The 15,704-nt window shown below is 46.6% G+C and carries 7 protein-coding genes; all 7 read left to right on the forward strand.

Features of this window, described 5'->3' with window-relative positions; all coding sequences use genetic code 11:
• The first annotated feature begins 451 nt into the window (after nucleotides 1-451).
• The 7 genes from H6F66_RS25160 to H6F66_RS25190 all read left to right on the forward strand — a co-directional run bounded on the left by H6F66_RS25160 (nucleotide 452) and on the right by H6F66_RS25190 (nucleotide 15,670).
• Nucleotides 452-2,653 carry a PAS domain S-box protein gene (locus H6F66_RS25160; protein WP_190427329.1) on the forward strand — a complete coding sequence of 734 codons (2,202 nt, stop codon included), beginning with the start codon at nucleotides 452-454 and terminating at the stop codon, nucleotides 2,651-2,653.
• A 367-nt stretch (nucleotides 2,654-3,020) separates the two neighbouring features.
• Nucleotides 3,021-5,801: a PAS domain S-box protein gene (locus H6F66_RS25165; RefSeq protein WP_190427331.1), complete on the forward strand. Its 2,781-nt coding sequence runs from the start codon at nucleotides 3,021-3,023 to the stop codon at nucleotides 5,799-5,801.
• A gap of 53 nt (nucleotides 5,802-5,854) precedes the next feature.
• Nucleotides 5,855-6,283: a response regulator gene (locus H6F66_RS25170; protein WP_190427334.1), complete on the forward strand. Its 429-nt coding sequence runs from the start codon at nucleotides 5,855-5,857 to the stop codon at nucleotides 6,281-6,283.
• A gap of 108 nt (nucleotides 6,284-6,391) precedes the next feature.
• A complete protein-coding gene (locus H6F66_RS25175) occupies nucleotides 6,392-9,079 on the forward strand; it encodes an ATP-binding protein (protein ID WP_190427337.1) in 2,688 nt (895 codons plus the stop codon).
• A 487-nt stretch (nucleotides 9,080-9,566) separates the two neighbouring features.
• On the forward strand, nucleotides 9,567-11,240 hold the full coding sequence (locus H6F66_RS25180; RefSeq protein ID WP_190427339.1) for a chemotaxis protein CheB: 1,674 nt from the start codon (nucleotides 9,567-9,569) through the stop codon (nucleotides 11,238-11,240).
• A 100-nt stretch (nucleotides 11,241-11,340) separates the two neighbouring features.
• Nucleotides 11,341-13,203, forward strand: coding sequence for a CheR family methyltransferase (locus H6F66_RS25185; RefSeq protein WP_190427353.1), 1,863 nt, complete (start codon nucleotides 11,341-11,343; stop codon nucleotides 13,201-13,203).
• Nucleotides 13,204-14,326: 1,123 nt separating this feature from the next.
• Complete coding sequence (locus H6F66_RS25190; RefSeq protein WP_190427356.1) at nucleotides 14,327-15,670, forward strand: ATP-binding protein; 1,344 nt, start codon at nucleotides 14,327-14,329, stop codon at nucleotides 15,668-15,670.
• Nucleotides 15,671-15,704 lie beyond the last annotated feature (34 nt).

Raw genomic sequence — 15,704 nt, forward strand, 5'->3', positions numbered from 1 at the left:
GGTTAATTGTAGTACAAACCTGTGAGCGATCGCGCCCTTTAAACCACCACTGCTCTTGATTTTGTCAAGACCCTATAGTCAAACACAGAACACAGCTAAAGCACACCACGCGATCGCAGCCAGAGATATGTGTTGCTGGAAATCGCTGGATGTTATCGGCTATAATTCTCCACATTGCTTGAGTCGGTGCCATTAGAACAATCACGGTTTTCAACTAGCGCTGGTATGAGTATACCGGGTTGGCAGCCTTAGAATCACCCTTTTTGCGGATTTCTTAAAATCTCGATCTTCAAAAGGGATTGGGGATTAGGGCAAAGCAAATACAGCGCTGCCTCATGGACATGGTATAGTCTGCCTAATGCCTATTAGGGTTTGACTTGTTGGAACAGGGGTGGTTCTATATTAATCCCTATCAGGGATTGAAATAAAAGCACAAAACAAGAAGTTCGTAATGACCGCCTCTGGAACTCAACAACTGCGTCTTCTCTGGTCAGACTTACCCGTGCGTCGGCGGGGTGCGCTGATTATTGCCATTCCCATTTTGTGTCTTTTAACTTCAGTAGTAGCATTTGCGGCACTTCAACGCAGTAACGCAGTGGCGCAACGATATGTAGACCATACTCAAAAGGTGCTTTTGTATGCCAATCGCTTGCTCACAGCTTTAGTAAATGCCGAAACTGGAGTTCGGGGTTATGCTCTGACGAATCGCCCTGAATATCTGCAACCCTATGATTCTGGGATGGCTAGCATTCCTCACACTATCGAGGAACTGAGTCAGCTAGTCAAAAATAAACCAGAACAGGAACAACGAGTCCGAGAGATTCAATCGCTTTCCCAGCGAAAAATCGACATTATGAACCAAAATGTGGCTAGGTTAAGAGCCATCCAACAAGGAGCCACTGACACCTTCAGATTGGATGCTCAAGACAAAATCACTATGGATGCCATTCGTCGGCAAATTACTGATTTTTCTAGGGAAGAGGAGATACTGCTTTCTCAGCGCAAACAGGAATTAAACCAGCAGCAGGTAATTACCATAGGCGTACTAGGTACTACGGTAATACTTGGGGTGCTAGGCTCGCTGGCAGCTGTGTATCTGTTTGACCAGTTAGACCGGGAACTTGCAGAACGGCAAACTGGCTTGCGCGAAAGTAATATTCGCATCCAGGCAATTTTGGATAATGTGGTTGATGGGATTATTACTATCAATGAGCAGGGACACCTGGAATCTTTTAATAAAGCTGCCGGGATGATGTTTGGTTATGAACCAGAGGAAGTTGTTGGCAAAAACCTAAAACTCTTGCTGGCACAATACTTTAGCGGTGATAGCGTCCAAACTCTGAACCGCTTTGTTGGCAATGACTATTCCAAAATTCGGCGGCTGCAAGAGACAGCAGGACAGCGGAAGAATGGGACAGTGTTCCCGATGGAGTTAGTCTTTAGCGAAATGCGATTGGACAATCAGCACCTGTTAATTGGGATTGTCCGCGACATTACGGAGCGCAAACAGTCGGAGGAAATTCTGCGAAAACAAGCGACTCTGCTCGACTTGGCGAATGATACGATTATTGTGCGCGATCGCAACGATCTGATTACCTATTGGAATCAGGGTGCAGTGCGGATTTATGGCTGGAGAAAAGAAGAAGCCATTGGTCAATTGAGCCACGCCTTATTCAAAACCGAATTTCCGCAACCGTTAGAAGAAATTCAAGAAGTCTTCCAAGAAGAAGGTTATTGGAAGGGCGAAGTTGTTCACACCAAGCGCGACGGAAGCAAGATTACTGTTTCTAGTCGTTGGTCGTTGCAGGTGGATGATGACGGGGAACCGTTAGCAATTCTGGAAATTAACAGCGACATCACCGACCGCAAAAAAGCTGAAGAAGATTTGCGATCGCGTGCAGGGGAATTAGCCAGACTTGGTTCTATCTTGGTTCAAACTAACACCGCCCTAGAAAAACGCAACCAAGAACTCGACCAGTTTGCTTATATTGTCTCCCATGACCTGAAAGCACCCTTGAGAGCGATCGCTAACCTCTCCACTTGGATTGGAGAAGATTTACCTGGTCAATCCGAAGAAACCCAGCACAATATAACTTTACTGCGATCGCGCGTTCATCGTATGGAAGCACTGATCGATGGCATCCTCCATTATTCCCGCGTCGGAAGAGTCAAAGCATCAGTTGAAAAAGTGGACGTTGCTAACTTGCTAGCAGAGATCGTAGACTCCCTAGCACCCCCACCCGCCTTTACCATCAGCGTACAACCGGGAATGCCCACTCTTTCCACCCAACGCCTGCTCTTACAACAAGTTTTTGCCAACCTGCTTTCCAACGCCATCAAACACCACGATCGAGCCGATGGAACGGTGACAATATCTGTTCAAGACCAAGGCAACTTTTACGAATTTGCCGTAGCAGATGATGGGCCAGGAATTGCTACCGAGTACCACGAGAGAGTTTTTGAGATTTTTCAAACCTTAAAAGCCCGCGATACAGCGGAAAACACTGGCGTTGGTTTATCTCTGGTTAAAAAAATTGTCGAGACTCAAGGGGGAAGCGTCCGCTTGGAATCTCAAATAGGTCAAGGATCGACATTTCGCTTTACCTGGTCTAAATTTCCGCCAAGAAGCGAGGAGTTAGAAGTTATGAGTTAGGAGTTGAGAGGCGAGAAGTTTCCTTGTTAAATATACGCCTCTAGGCTGTAGGCTAAGCCTTCCCCTTGGGGGAGGGTAGCTTGGTTTGTTAGGGCTTACGCACGTCAACACGCTGTAGGGGCATGGCAATGCCATGCCCCTACGACAGAATCAGGCATTCACTAATTAACTGCGTAAGTCCTGTTTGTGTACCCGCGTGTAGAGACTTTGCTAGCAAAGTCTCTACATTTAGAAGGCGTTTTTACTCAAAACCCAAAACTATTAAAAAAATTAGTTGCCCTCCTAGTGGTGGATGTCGAAGCAGCTGTTGTGTGGCATTTTGTCATTAGGAGGATGGAGCTTTTGCCTAGTGGTTTGCTCTTAGCTTATGCGTTACGGTGTCCCTATAGTAGCGGTAATACTAGCTTTGCTAATTAAACTGCTAGTAGACACTCTCAATATAAATAGCGATAAAAATGGCTACTTTAGCTTAATTTTTATGGTTATTTTAATTAGTGTCTTGTATGGTGGCATCAAAAGAGGAATGTTGACCTCTGTTTTAGCCGCTTTCTTGCAGGTAAAAAAGCATCAAGCAACTAGAAGTCGCGAAAGTAAAACTACTTTGGCGACAGCAAGCGTAGCGAGTGTGGTTAATACTTATCGCCAAAAGCTGCAAGGCGATCGCGCTATCCCTACCCAAAAGCAAGAAACTACACAAGATGCACTCCAGATACTCAGCTTTCATCTAGAAAACTCGCCACTAGCAGTCATCGAGTGGGATAGTAACTTTCGGGTGATCAAGTGGTCGCAGCAAGCCGAAACGCTATTCGGATGGGAAAGCGACCAACTAATGGGTAAACATCCGAGCGAATGGAAATTCGTATTACCTGAAGATTTAGCATCTGTCAATGGGGTAGTATCCCGGTTACTCAATGGCAGCGAACGGCGTAATATTTCCCACAACCGGAACTATACAAAAGATGGCTCGATTGTCTACTGCGAGTGGTACAACTCGGCTTTAGTAGATGAGTCGGGGAATGTCGTTTCAGTGCTGTCTCTGATTTTAGATATTACTGAGCGACAGCAGACGGAAACAGCGCTGCGTAAAAGTGAGGAGAGACTGCGGTTATCCCTAGACGCGGGAGTAATGGGGATTTGGGACTGGAACATTCTGACAGGGGAACTGGCGTGGTCGGATACGCTGGAACCTATGAATGCTATAGCTACTGGAAGCGGGACTTTTGCAGATTTTGTTGAAAAGATTTATCCGGAAGACCGGGAGTTTGTAGAGAAAACGATCGCGCAATCTGTAGAGCAGAAAACCAATTACGCCATTGAATTCCGGATTATTTCGCCTAACGGCGATATCTGCTGGATGGGGGGAAAAGGTCAGGTTTTTTGCGACGAAACAGGAAATGCAGTCAGAATGCTCGGCGTGTGCATGGATATCACCGAGAATAAGCGATCGCAAGCACAACAGCAGTTTCTTGTCGAGGCTAGCACCCTACTTTCTAACAGCCTTGACTACCAAACCACCCTGGAAACCTTGGCTCACCTCGCTGTCCCCCATCTGGCTGACTGGTGCTGCGTCGATATCCTTGATGAGGAACAGACACCCCGCCGCTTGGCAGTTATCCATGTAGACCCGTCAAAGGTGGAATGGGCGCAACAATTGCATCAACGCTACCCCCCCGACATGAACGAGCCGTATGGTCTGGCAAAGGTGCTGCGTACTGGCCAGGCAGAATTATACCCAGAGATTCCCGACTCGCTCCTGGTGGAGGTAGCCCGCGACGCAGAACAACTGGAACTGCTCAGGCAAATTGGCTACACATCTGCAATGATCGTACCGTTGGTAGCTCGCGGGCGGACATTGGGGGCGATTACCTTTGTCTGGGCTGAGTCTAATCGTCACTACAACGAATCTGACCTCATATTTGCCTCTGAACTGGCTCGTCGTGCTGCTTTAGCAGTTGACAACGCTCGTCTGTTCCAAACAGTGGAACAAGAACTGACTGAGCGTAAGCGATCGCAAGCAGCATTGCAAGAAAGCGAAGAACGTTTCCGCACAATGGCAGATAGTGCGCCAGTGTTGTTATGGATGTCGGGGACAGATGGGTTGTGTAATTTCTTCAATCAAAGTTGGCTTACCTTCGGAGGACGGACTCTGGAGCAAGAAATGGGCAACGGTTGGACTCAAGGAGTGCATCCAGATGATTTCCAACGTTGCTTGGATACCTACATGACGGCTTTTCATGTCCGCGAAAATTTCCAGATGGAATACCGTCTTTTGCGTGCAGATGGGGAGTATCGCTGGGTTTTGGATACAGGAAGACCGCGATTTACACCCGATGGCACTTTTGCTGGCTATATTGGCTCTTGTGTTGACATCAGCGAGCGCAAAAAAGCTGAAGAAGATTTGCTGGCCCGTGCGGAGGAATTAGCCCGTCTGAGTGGTATTCTCGCCCAGACTAACGCTGACCTAGAGAAACGCAACAAAGAACTCGACCAGTTTGCTTATATTGTCTCCCATGACCTGAAAGCACCATTGAGAGCGATCGCAAATCTCTCGACTTGGATTGAAGAAGATATCGAAGATAAACTCGATCTGGAAACGCGCCGTAACATGGATTTACTGCGGGGGCGCGTTCATCGCATGGAAGCACTAATTAATGCACTTTTGCAGTATTCCCGCGTCGGACGGGTGAGCAAACCACCAGAACTTGTAAACGTAGCAACCTTGCTGACAAACATTATCGGCTCCTTGCCAGCTCCTCCAACCTTTACCATTACCATAGAGCCGGAAATGCCAACGTTATTTACAGGACGCTTGCTCTTAGAGCAAGTGTTTGCTAATCTGCTGAGCAACTGTATTAAACACCACCCTCGGTCAGAGGGAAATGTGACAATATCTGTCCAGAATAGAGAAACGTGCTACGAATTTGCTGTCGCAGATGACGGAAATGGGATCGCTCCCCAATATCATGAAAAAGTTTTCGTGATGTTTCAGACACTGGAAGCGCGAGACAAGGTAGAAAATACTGGTGTTGGTCTAGCTATTGTTAAGAAAATTATTGAACAGCAAGGAGGAACAATTTGGCTGAAATCTCAATTAGGGCAAGGAGCAACTTTCTATTTCACCTGGCCCAAACAGCCAAAAAGTAAGTGATTGGGGACTGGGGGAGGATGCTCCCAATTACCAGTTTTAATTATATTTAAAATATGGAAGGTAAAATGACAAATTTGTTGCTTGTTGATGACGATGAAGTTGATGTGATGACGGTGCGACGAGCCTTTAAAAAAAACAATATCACAAATCCGTTTTATGTCGCCCACAATGGGTTAGAAGCGCTGGCTATTTTGCGGGATGAGGACAATGTAACAAAAATTCCGCGAGAGCGTCGGTTAATCTTACTCGACCTAAATATGCCGAAAATGGGCGGAATTGAGTTTTTGCGAGAGTTGCGGGCAGATCCGGAACTCCGCGCAACGCCCGTGATTGTCCTAACTACTTCCAATGAAGACAAAGATAAGGTAGAAGCTTATAATTTGAATGTGGCAGGCTATATTCTTAAACCAGTAACATTTACTAAATTTGTGGAAGCAGTGGCAACACTCAATCAATACTGGATGCTCAGTGAAATGCCGTAATTAGTTCAGTTGTCAAGTTGAAACGTTAGAAAATATTACAACACATTAAAGCCTGAAAACATTCAAACGTTAAAACTTTAACAGACAACGGACTAAAAACTAATTCATATGGAAGAAATTTTAAAGATACTGATAGTTGATGACGATGAAGTAGATCGAATGGCGGTGCGGCGATCGCTAAAAACTGCTGGCATAAAAATGGAAGTGGTGGAAGCAATCAATTGTCGAGAAGCGATCGCATCTTTAAGTCATGATGATTTTGACTGCGTTTTCCTCGACTATCGCCTCCCCGACGGTGACGGACTGAGCTTGGTGCAAGATATCCGCTCGTCTGGTTTCAAAGCCGCCCTGGTAGTATTAACTGGCCAGGGAGACGAACAAATCGCCGTTGAGGTGATGAAAGCAGGTGCATCAGATTATATTTCTAAAAGCAAAGTCTCCCCAGAAAGTCTCGCTCGGTCGCTCAGAAATGCCATTCGGCTGAATCGGGCTGAAACGCTTGCCCAGAGAGCAAATCAGCTACTCCAAGAAAGCGAACAACGCTACCGATTTGTTCTAGAAGGATCGAACGACGGGATTTGGGACTGGGATATCATTAGAAACCAAATTTACTGCAATGAGCGCTGTTTTGAAATCACTGGCTTGTCCGGCGATGGGTTTGTAAGCACTTACGATGCGTTTTGTCAACTAATACATCCAGAAGATAGACCGCGAATCATCGAGATCGTTACCGCTCACCTAAAGCTAGAGAGTGAATGTAATGTAGAATTTAAACTGCGCCATGTCTCCGGGGAATATCGTTATTGTATTGCCAAAGGCAAAGCGCAACGGGATAGCACAGGCAGAGCGTTTCGGATGTCAGGTATTATTAGCGACATTACAGAACGCAAGCAAGCCTTAGAAAGGCAGCGTTTCCTGGCTGAGGCTAGTGCCGTCCTCTCTGCTTCCCTAGACTACCAGGCGACTATGGAAACTCTAGCGCGACTGGTGGTGAATCACATAGCAGACTTGTGCCTAATAGACATTCTGGAAGCGGATGGCTTAGTGCGTCGGCTGGGGGCGGCTGTTTCAGATCCTAGCAAAGAAAATTTGGTGCGCCAGCTAAAGCACCGCTACCCGCCGGACATCGACGGAGGACATCCGGCGATGAAAGTGTTGCGTACTGGCAACTCGGAATTAGTTCGAGAAATTACCGACGATATGCTGGAAGCAGCTACCCGCGATGCCGAACACCTACAAATAGTTCGGGATATCGGCTTCCGCTCTTATATAGTAGTGCCGCTATTGGTGCGCGGGCGGGCGATCGGCGCGATTTCGTTGGTTTGCACCCAAGCAAAAGGAGCCTACGACGTATCAGACTTAGCGCTGGCGGAAGAACTCGCCCGTCGTGCTGCCTTATCAGTGGAAAATGGGCAACTATACCGGGAAGCGCAGGAAGCGAGTAATAATTTACGCAAGGCAATAATCATTCTGGGGGAACAACAGCAACAACTGCGGACGCTACAGCAACTGACAAATTTACTCAACCAGCGTCTGTCAGATTTACCAGGGTTGTTGCGGGTGATGGTGCAAGCGGTTTGCGATGCGATCGCAGGCGCGGAGTTTTGTTTCATAATGTTGCAAAATCCCCAATGCGATCGCTTGGTGCTGACGGTCACGGCGGGGATAGGTACGGAAAAGTTGCAGCTAGAAAATGGCTTTGCTTCAGAGGAAGGATTGCTTTCTCAGGTGTTTTTGACAGGAATTTCCCAGCTGATTCAGGACGAGGAAAGAGGGAAAGAGGGACACAGCCAAACAGGTTCCGAGATGGCTGCTTCAATGTATGTGGTGGCGATTGAGTCGGCGCAAGCGGGACGGCTAGGAGTGCTGGCGATTGGTAACTGGGAAGACTCTCATGCTTTTGACCAGGAAGACGGATTTCTGCTGGCGGCGGTGGGAGAACAAGCAGCGATCGCCATCAATAATGCTCGTCTGATTAATACTTTAGAGGAGCGAGAAGAACGTTTAGCTTACCAGAATGAAATCTTGGGTCAACAAAACCGGGATTTGGAAAGCCTTTCAACTCAGATTCAGCTGCAAAACCTGCAACTAATGGAAGCTGCTAGATTGAAATCGCAGTTTCTCGCCACCATGTCCCACGAACTGCGGACACCAATGAATGCTGTGATTGGGTTTTCTCAGTTGTTGTTGCGCCAGCGGCAAAATCCGCTTACCGAGCACCAAGAAGACATGGTGCAACGGATTCTCAGCAATGGCAAACACCTGTTAACGCTAATCAATGACATTCTCGACTTATCGAAAATTGAAGCCGGAAAACTGGAACTCAAACCAGACGAATTTAACCTGGTGCATCTAGTGAGAGCAACAACTGATGAATTGCGATCGCTTGCTTCGGAGAAGAATCTGAGTTTAGAGGTTCAGGCAGATTTAGCTAACCCGCAAATAATCAACGATAGCGCTCGCGTGCGGCAAATTTTGGTAAATCTTCTTTCCAACGCGATTAAGTTTACCGATTTCGGTGGTGTATGGGTCAAGCTGTGGGAAGTTTCTCCTAATGAAGTTGCGATCGCTGTTAAAGATACAGGTATTGGCATTGCCCAGGAAAACATAAACCATATTTTTGAAGAATTTCGGCAAGTCGATCAATCCCTCTCCAAAAGGTATGCTGGTACAGGTTTGGGACTTGCGATCACTAGCTCATTAGTACAATTAATGCACGGTAAAATATCAGTAGTGAGTAAGCTGGGACAAGGGTCTACTTTTGAAGTAGTGTTGGCTCGCAACGTTAGTAAGTAAGTCAGCGGAGGTTGGACTCGCGCGTCAGCCTATTTTTCCCCCCTGGAGGGATGTGAAGTTTGAGCAGGTGAGAAACCAAAGTATAATTAATATTAACTAACCGATAATTAATAAGTAATAAGCAATAAATAATCGCTACCATAGAAGTCCTATTTAATTTGTAAATTTAGGACTCACGAGAGGAAGTCGTAGGTGATACTACCAAAGAAAGAGGCGGGAAATAAATTTCCGTCTGAAAGCTCAACCCGTTGAAATGGGTTTAAATTAATAAATAGGAACCATTTTAGTTTGTTTTATCTCACTTGAGGTTTCAGTCCTGAACTTTACTTCAGGGCTTGAGCGCACAAAAGTTAAGTGCCATTCCGTTTAAGACTGCTATAACTACTGACTAATAACAACTTGTAGCCTGACAGCCTAGCTTTATCGCTAAAAAAGCATCTACCACTAGACACAAAAGGCTACTTTCACAAAAGTAATTAGGAGTTAAATGCCCGGTCACGACATAATTGTTATTGGTGCCTCCGCAGGTGGAGTAGAAGCTCTGTCAAAGCTGGTTAAGGCTTTGCCGACTGATCTGCCAGCTGCAATCTTTGTAGTTCTTCACGTTCCAGCCCACGGCACCAGCTTAATGCCAAATATTCTGAATCGTTACGGCACTTTGAGAGCGGCGCACCCCGAAGACGGAGCGCCAATTCAGCACGGCCACATATACGTAGCACCGCCAAATTACCACCTAATGATCAAACGCGGATACGTCCACCTAGCGCGTGGCCCCAAAGAGAACGGTCACAGACCAGCAGTCGATCCTCTGTTTCGCACGGCGGCGCAGCACTACGGGCGGCGAGTAATTGGTGTGGTGCTCTCAGGAAATCTTGACGACGGTACTGCTGGTTTAGCAGGGGTGAAAAGCCGAGGCGGTATAGCCATTGCTCAAAATCCCGACGAGGCCCTGTTTAGCGGAATGCCGCGCAGCGCTATCGAAAATGTAGATGTAGATCATATTTTGCCTTTGAATGCGATCGCTCCCTTCTTAGTACGCTTGGCTCAAGAGCAAGTAGAAGAGAAAGCAGGTTCTGCATCTGCTCAGATGGAAACAGAAACCGATCTGGTGGAATTAGATATGGCTGCTCACTCAAAATATGAAAGACCAGGGACACCCTCTGGTTTTGCCTGTCCCGATTGCGGCGGCGCATTGTGGGAACTAGGTGACGGAAAACTGCTCCGCTTCCGATGCCGCACAGGTCACGCCTTTTCTGGGGAAACGCTGCTAGCGGAGCAATCAGAGGCGCTAGAAACCGCGCTGTGGAGCGGACTCCGAGCGCTGGAGGAGCGGGCGGCTCTTGCCAATCGGATGTTTAAAGGCGCACACGAGCGCAACCAAGCCAGGTCAGCCCAACGGTTTGCACAGCAGGAACAGGAGGCACAGCAAAACGCTGCCGTTATCCGGCAAGTGCTGTTAAAAGGCCTGAAACATGGAGATGGGGAGGAAGTGGAAAATGGGCAGAATGGGAGAGTAGACAACAGAAACTGGCGAGATGGGGCAGAAACCTTGTCTTCCCAGCCCCCAGTCCCCAGCCCCGAATCCCCATTCCCAATAGTGGCGATCGCATCCTCTGCTGGAGGGATGAAAGCCTTAACTGAGCTTTTGTCTGCCTTACCGGAAAACTTTCCGGCAGCGATCGCTATAGTGCAACACCTAGAACCCCATCGTGCCAGCCAACTAGCTGAAATCCTGAATGCTCGCATGGCTTTGCCGGTTAAGCAGGCACAACAAGGAGATCAATTGCGTCCCGGAAAAGTCTACATCGCCCCTCCCAATCATCATCTGCTGGTTAACCCAGACGCTACCATCGAGCTATCAAAAACCGAATTGGTACACTTTGTGCGCCCCTCAGCCGATCTGCTATTTGAGTCAGTAGCAGCTAGTTTTAAAGAACGAGCGATCGCCGTCATCCTCACTGGCAAAGGTAGCGATGGTGCCAGCGGTATCCAGGCGATCAAAAAAATGGGAGGCAAAGCGATCGCGCAGGATCAAACATCTTCAGATAGTTTCGGGATGCCAGGAAACGCCATTGATACCGGCTGTATTGATTGGATTCTCCCATTAGATGAAATCGCTACTACTTTGTTAAATCTGATGATGGATAGTCGTTATTCATAGTCTTTAATAAATTGTCGTTAGCTAATAGCTAATTGTTCAAACTCTGGCTTATTAACCATTAGCCACTGACAAACTAGCCAAAACTAAAATTTCCCTGGTAATGAATCGGCAAAATATTGAGCCTGAATTTGAAGCCTTATTAGAGTACCTAAAAAACAACCGTGGTTTTGATTTCACAGGTTATAAGCGTTCTAGCTTGATGCGTCGGGTAAACAAAAGAATGCAAACTGTAGGGATAGAAACCTATACCGATTATTTAGACTACTTGCAAGTATATCAAGAAGAATTTATTCCGCTATTCAATACCCTATTAATTAACGTTACTTGCTTCTTTCGCGATCGCGAAGCCTGGGATTACATCGGCGAAAAAATCGTTCCCCTCATCGTTGGTAATAAAGAAGCCAACGAACCGATCCGCGTCTGGAGTGCTGCCTGTGCCTCCGGAGAAGAAGCTTATACCCTGGCAATGGTACTGGCTGAGGCGCTGGGGGTGGAACAGTTCAAAGCACGAGTGAAAATTTACGCCACTGAGTTAGACGAAGAAGCACTCTCCCAAGCCCGCCAAGCTAGTTACACTCTTCAGGCAGTGGAGAGCCTTTCCCCCCAAATGCTAGATAAGTATTTCGAGCGATGCGAACGCGGCTACAGCTTCCGTAAGGATCTACGTCGTACCCTGATTTTTGGGCGGAACAACTTAACTATCGATGCTCCCATCTCCCGCATTGACTTGCTGGTGTGCCGCAACGCCCTGATGTATTTCAATGCCGAAACTCAAGGCAAAATTCTCAACCGCTTTCACTTTGCCCTGCGAGAGGGCGGCTTTCTGTTTTTGGGGAAAGCTGAGATGTTGGTTACTCACGCTCATCGTTTTACACCTGTAGATTTGAAGCTACGAGTGTTTACAACAGTGCCTAAGATAGGTATGCGCGATCGCTTATTATTCATGGCAGATACTGATAAAGACCAGAAAGTGAACAATATCGGCAGTTATACACGCATCCGAGAAGCCGCCTTTGATAACTCCGTAGTTCCACAGATAGTGGTAAATGTCAATGGCTTGCTGATGCAGGTAAATGAACGAGCCAGAGCCATGTTTGGCTTGAAGCCTGGGGATCTCGGTCGTCCCTTGCAAGATTTAGAAATTTCTTATCGTCCGGTAGAGTTGCGTTCCTGCATTGAGCAAGCTTATACGGATCGCCGTCCGGTTCACATCAAAGATGTTGAATGGAGAACTTTCTCCGGTGACTTAATCTATCTAGACGTGCTAGTGTCACCCTTGATAGAGATGAGCGGCAATATCCTGGGCGTTGCGATTTCTTTTACCGATGTCAGCCGCTATAAACGGCTGCAAGACGACTTGCAGCACTCTAGCCAAGAACTGGAGATGGCTTATGAAGAACTCCAGTCTACAAATGAAGAGTTAGAAACGACTAACGAAGAATTGCAATCTTCTAATGAAGAATTAGAAACAACTAACGAAGAACTGCAATCTTCTAATGAAGAATTAGAAACAATGAATGAGGAATTGCAATCGACTAACGAGGAATTGCAAACTCTCAACGATGAAATGCGCCGCCGCACCGAAGAACTCAACGAAGTAAACGCCTTTTTAGAGGCTATCTTTACCAGTCTGCGAGGCGGTATTGTGGTGGTGAATCAAGATTTGTACATCCAGATTTGGAACTACAAAGCGGAAGATTTGTGGGGGCTGCGAGTCGATGAAGTTCAGGGACAGCACTTTCTGAATCTGGATATTGGCTTACCTGTAGAGCAACTTAAACAGCCCATCCGCAGATGTTTGTCTGGGGAAAGTGATTATCAAGAAGTGATAGCAAATGCTATCACTCGGCGCGGTAAGGCGATCGCGTGTAAAGTTACCTGCACGCCATTGGTTAACTCCCAACGAGAAATACAGGGAGTGATTTTGGTGATGGAGGAGCAAGAGGCGTTAGAGGCTTCTTAGAGGATGTCTGAAAAGTCATAATCGAGACGCTTAGAGGGTGGAGATCGGGAGCATCCCGTATTTGTAAATCCCCCACAGACTGGAAGTCTGGGGCTACACAAACCAAGTCCGCCTGCGCGGACTCAATTCAGCCTGCGGAGGCAGGCTTCGTTTGTGTAGCTGCGATTTCCAATCGCCTAGTATTTTTGCTTGATTCTCCCCCATTGTTTAGGGGGGCTGGGGGGGAATCAAACTAACTTTTGACACTTCTGGGACATCCTCTTAGGTGAAATCTTGTATATAACTTAAGAGCTAGTTAGTTTCAGCCTGATAGGGGAGTGATAAACATCCTAAGTTTGTAAATCTTATGTCTATAAGGATATACCAATTTCAAATTACTTAATTACACAGGAAAGTAACAAATGGCGAAATTCTTAACAAAAAAATAAACTTCTTGGATTCATGAGCCTGGAAATAAATTTCAAGCTAAAAACTTAAACCCGTTTTAACAGTTTGAAACATTTACCCAGGAATCGTGAGATAGCTTAAGCTATAAGCCGAAAAGTAAAGTTTTTGGCTGAGTTTGGCAAGATGCCTAATAAACAAGGGCTTTTCTGAGAAAGTAAGAAGAAACTTAAAACACATTGGTCGTGTAGAATCTCAAAAAGGCTTTAACATGAAAAGCATAATTTTGTTACTACCCCGTTCAATGACTGGTGGCTGAAAAGGAATTTTTTCTGACATTGCTTTCCAGAAGCAGTAAAATCCGGTTTGAATAAGGATCGTGGATTGGGACGAGGGCCAGCCAAATCCCACAAACGCCTTAATAAACTTGGGTTTTTGTAATAATCACCAAATTGTGGATTACTTTAAAGCTCTAGGGGCGTATAGTAATATTCACTTACTCTAAAAGAAACCCTATTCAAACCAATGCATCTGGGTTAGTGATGTTCCACTAGCGCGTAAGCACAAGCGATCGCAACAATTAATCTCTCTCTAGGAAATCTCTCTATAGGAAGAGAAAAGCCAAAAGGGCCGAAAACAAAAAAAAGTAGCTTTATTTCCCAAACCTGGGAGCAAGACAAGAAAAATTGAAGAATCCTTTTATACCCTTTACTTTTAAAAACAACCTCTAGTTCCCAAAATGAACACCAACGAATTTACCCAGCAAATGAAGAAGGTGTATAACCGCGCTGGTAACTTATATCAGCGAGCTGGGGAATCCCATGTAATAGAGTATCCAGCACTGCTGGTGGACTCTCTCGAAGAACTCCGCACCTCGTTGGAAGAACTGCGCGTCGCCGAAGAGGAACTGCGCCAGCAAAATGAGGAACTGCAATCAACGCGGGAAACAGTGGAAGCGGAACGCCAGCGCTATCAGGAGTTGTTCGAGTTCGCGCCAGATGGCTACCTGGTGACTGATGCTGATGGGACAATTCGGGAAGCTAATCGCGCCGCAGCTGATTTGCTGGGTATCGCGCACAATTATTTAATGGGCAAGCCGTTAATCATCTTTATCTCCCAGGAAGAACGACGCGCTTTTCGTACCAAACTTCTGCGGCTACGCGAAGGCGGCTCGGAGCGCGAGTGGGAGGTGGTTGTGAAACCGCGTCGTGACAACTGCTTTCATGCGGCTCTGACTGTCGCCAGTGTGCGCGATCGCCAAGACAAGGTTGTCTCCCTGCGCTGGATCATGCGCGACATCACCGCCCGCAAGGAAGCTGAAGAAAAAATTCGCACCTATCATCTGCAAAATCTCCAACTTCAAGAAGCTTCTCGGTTGAAATCGCAGTTTTTGGCGTTGATGTCCCACGAACTGCGTACTCCAATGAACGCGATTATTGGCTTTTCTCAACTGCTGCTGCGCCAGCGTAACCATCACCTGCCCCCAAGTCAAGCAAATATGGTGGAGCGCATTCTTAATAGTGGTAAGCACCTGCTGAAGATGATCGAGGAGATTCTGGATTTCTCTAAGCTGGAGGCTGGACGGCTGGATCTCGATTTAGCAGAATTTAACGTAGCCGCACTGGTGATGGAAACTGTAGAAGAACTCCGGTGTTTGGCAGAGCAGAAGCAGTTGGAACTGAATATTCAATGTTGTCTGGATAACCCTTGTGTTGTCAATGACAAAGCCCGTTTGAGGCAGGTTTTAATTAATCTCATCTCCAACGCGATTAAGTTTACTGATTCTGGTAGCATCTCGCTGGAGGCGCAGGAATTGTCTGATAATCGAGTAGCGATTGCTGTTAAAGACACGGGAATTGGCATTGATCAGTCGGACTTACAGCAGATTTTTCAAGAATTTCGCCAACTCAATCAGAGTCTAACACGCGACAAGGGCGGTACTGGTTTGGGGCTGGCGATTAGCGATCGCTTGGTTCGGATGATGCAGGGAAAGATTAAGGTAGAGAGTCAGCTGGGGGAAGGCTCCACTTTTCAGGTGGAATTGCCAAGACAAATTCCTGTGGAGTTAGAAGTTTTAAGTTAAAAGTTAGCAATTAATAATACCAATCTTAAAAAAG

Origin of the sequence: Trichocoleus sp. FACHB-6 (genome assembly GCF_014695815.1) — a bacterium.
GTDB lineage: Bacteria > Cyanobacteriota > Cyanobacteriia > Cyanobacteriales > FACHB-T130 > Funiculus > Funiculus sociatus.

Bases quoted from the DNA above. Each gene is read 5' to 3' on its own strand.
- H6F66_RS25175 (WP_190427337.1), top strand. From the start codon at position 6,392: ATGGAAGAAATTTTAAAGATACTGATAGTTGATGACGATGAAGTAGAT.
- H6F66_RS25185 (WP_190427353.1), top strand. From the start codon at position 11,341: ATGAATCGGCAAAATATTGAGCCTGAATTTGAAGCCTTATTAGAGTAC.
- H6F66_RS25190 (WP_190427356.1), top strand. From the start codon at position 14,327: ATGAACACCAACGAATTTACCCAGCAAATGAAGAAGGTGTATAACCGC.
- H6F66_RS25180 (WP_190427339.1), top strand. From the start codon at position 9,567: ATGCCCGGTCACGACATAATTGTTATTGGTGCCTCCGCAGGTGGAGTA.
- H6F66_RS25160 (WP_190427329.1), top strand. From the start codon at position 452: ATGACCGCCTCTGGAACTCAACAACTGCGTCTTCTCTGGTCAGACTTA.
- H6F66_RS25165 (WP_190427331.1), top strand. From the start codon at position 3,021: ATGCGTTACGGTGTCCCTATAGTAGCGGTAATACTAGCTTTGCTAATT.
- H6F66_RS25170 (WP_190427334.1), top strand. From the start codon at position 5,855: ATGGAAGGTAAAATGACAAATTTGTTGCTTGTTGATGACGATGAAGTT.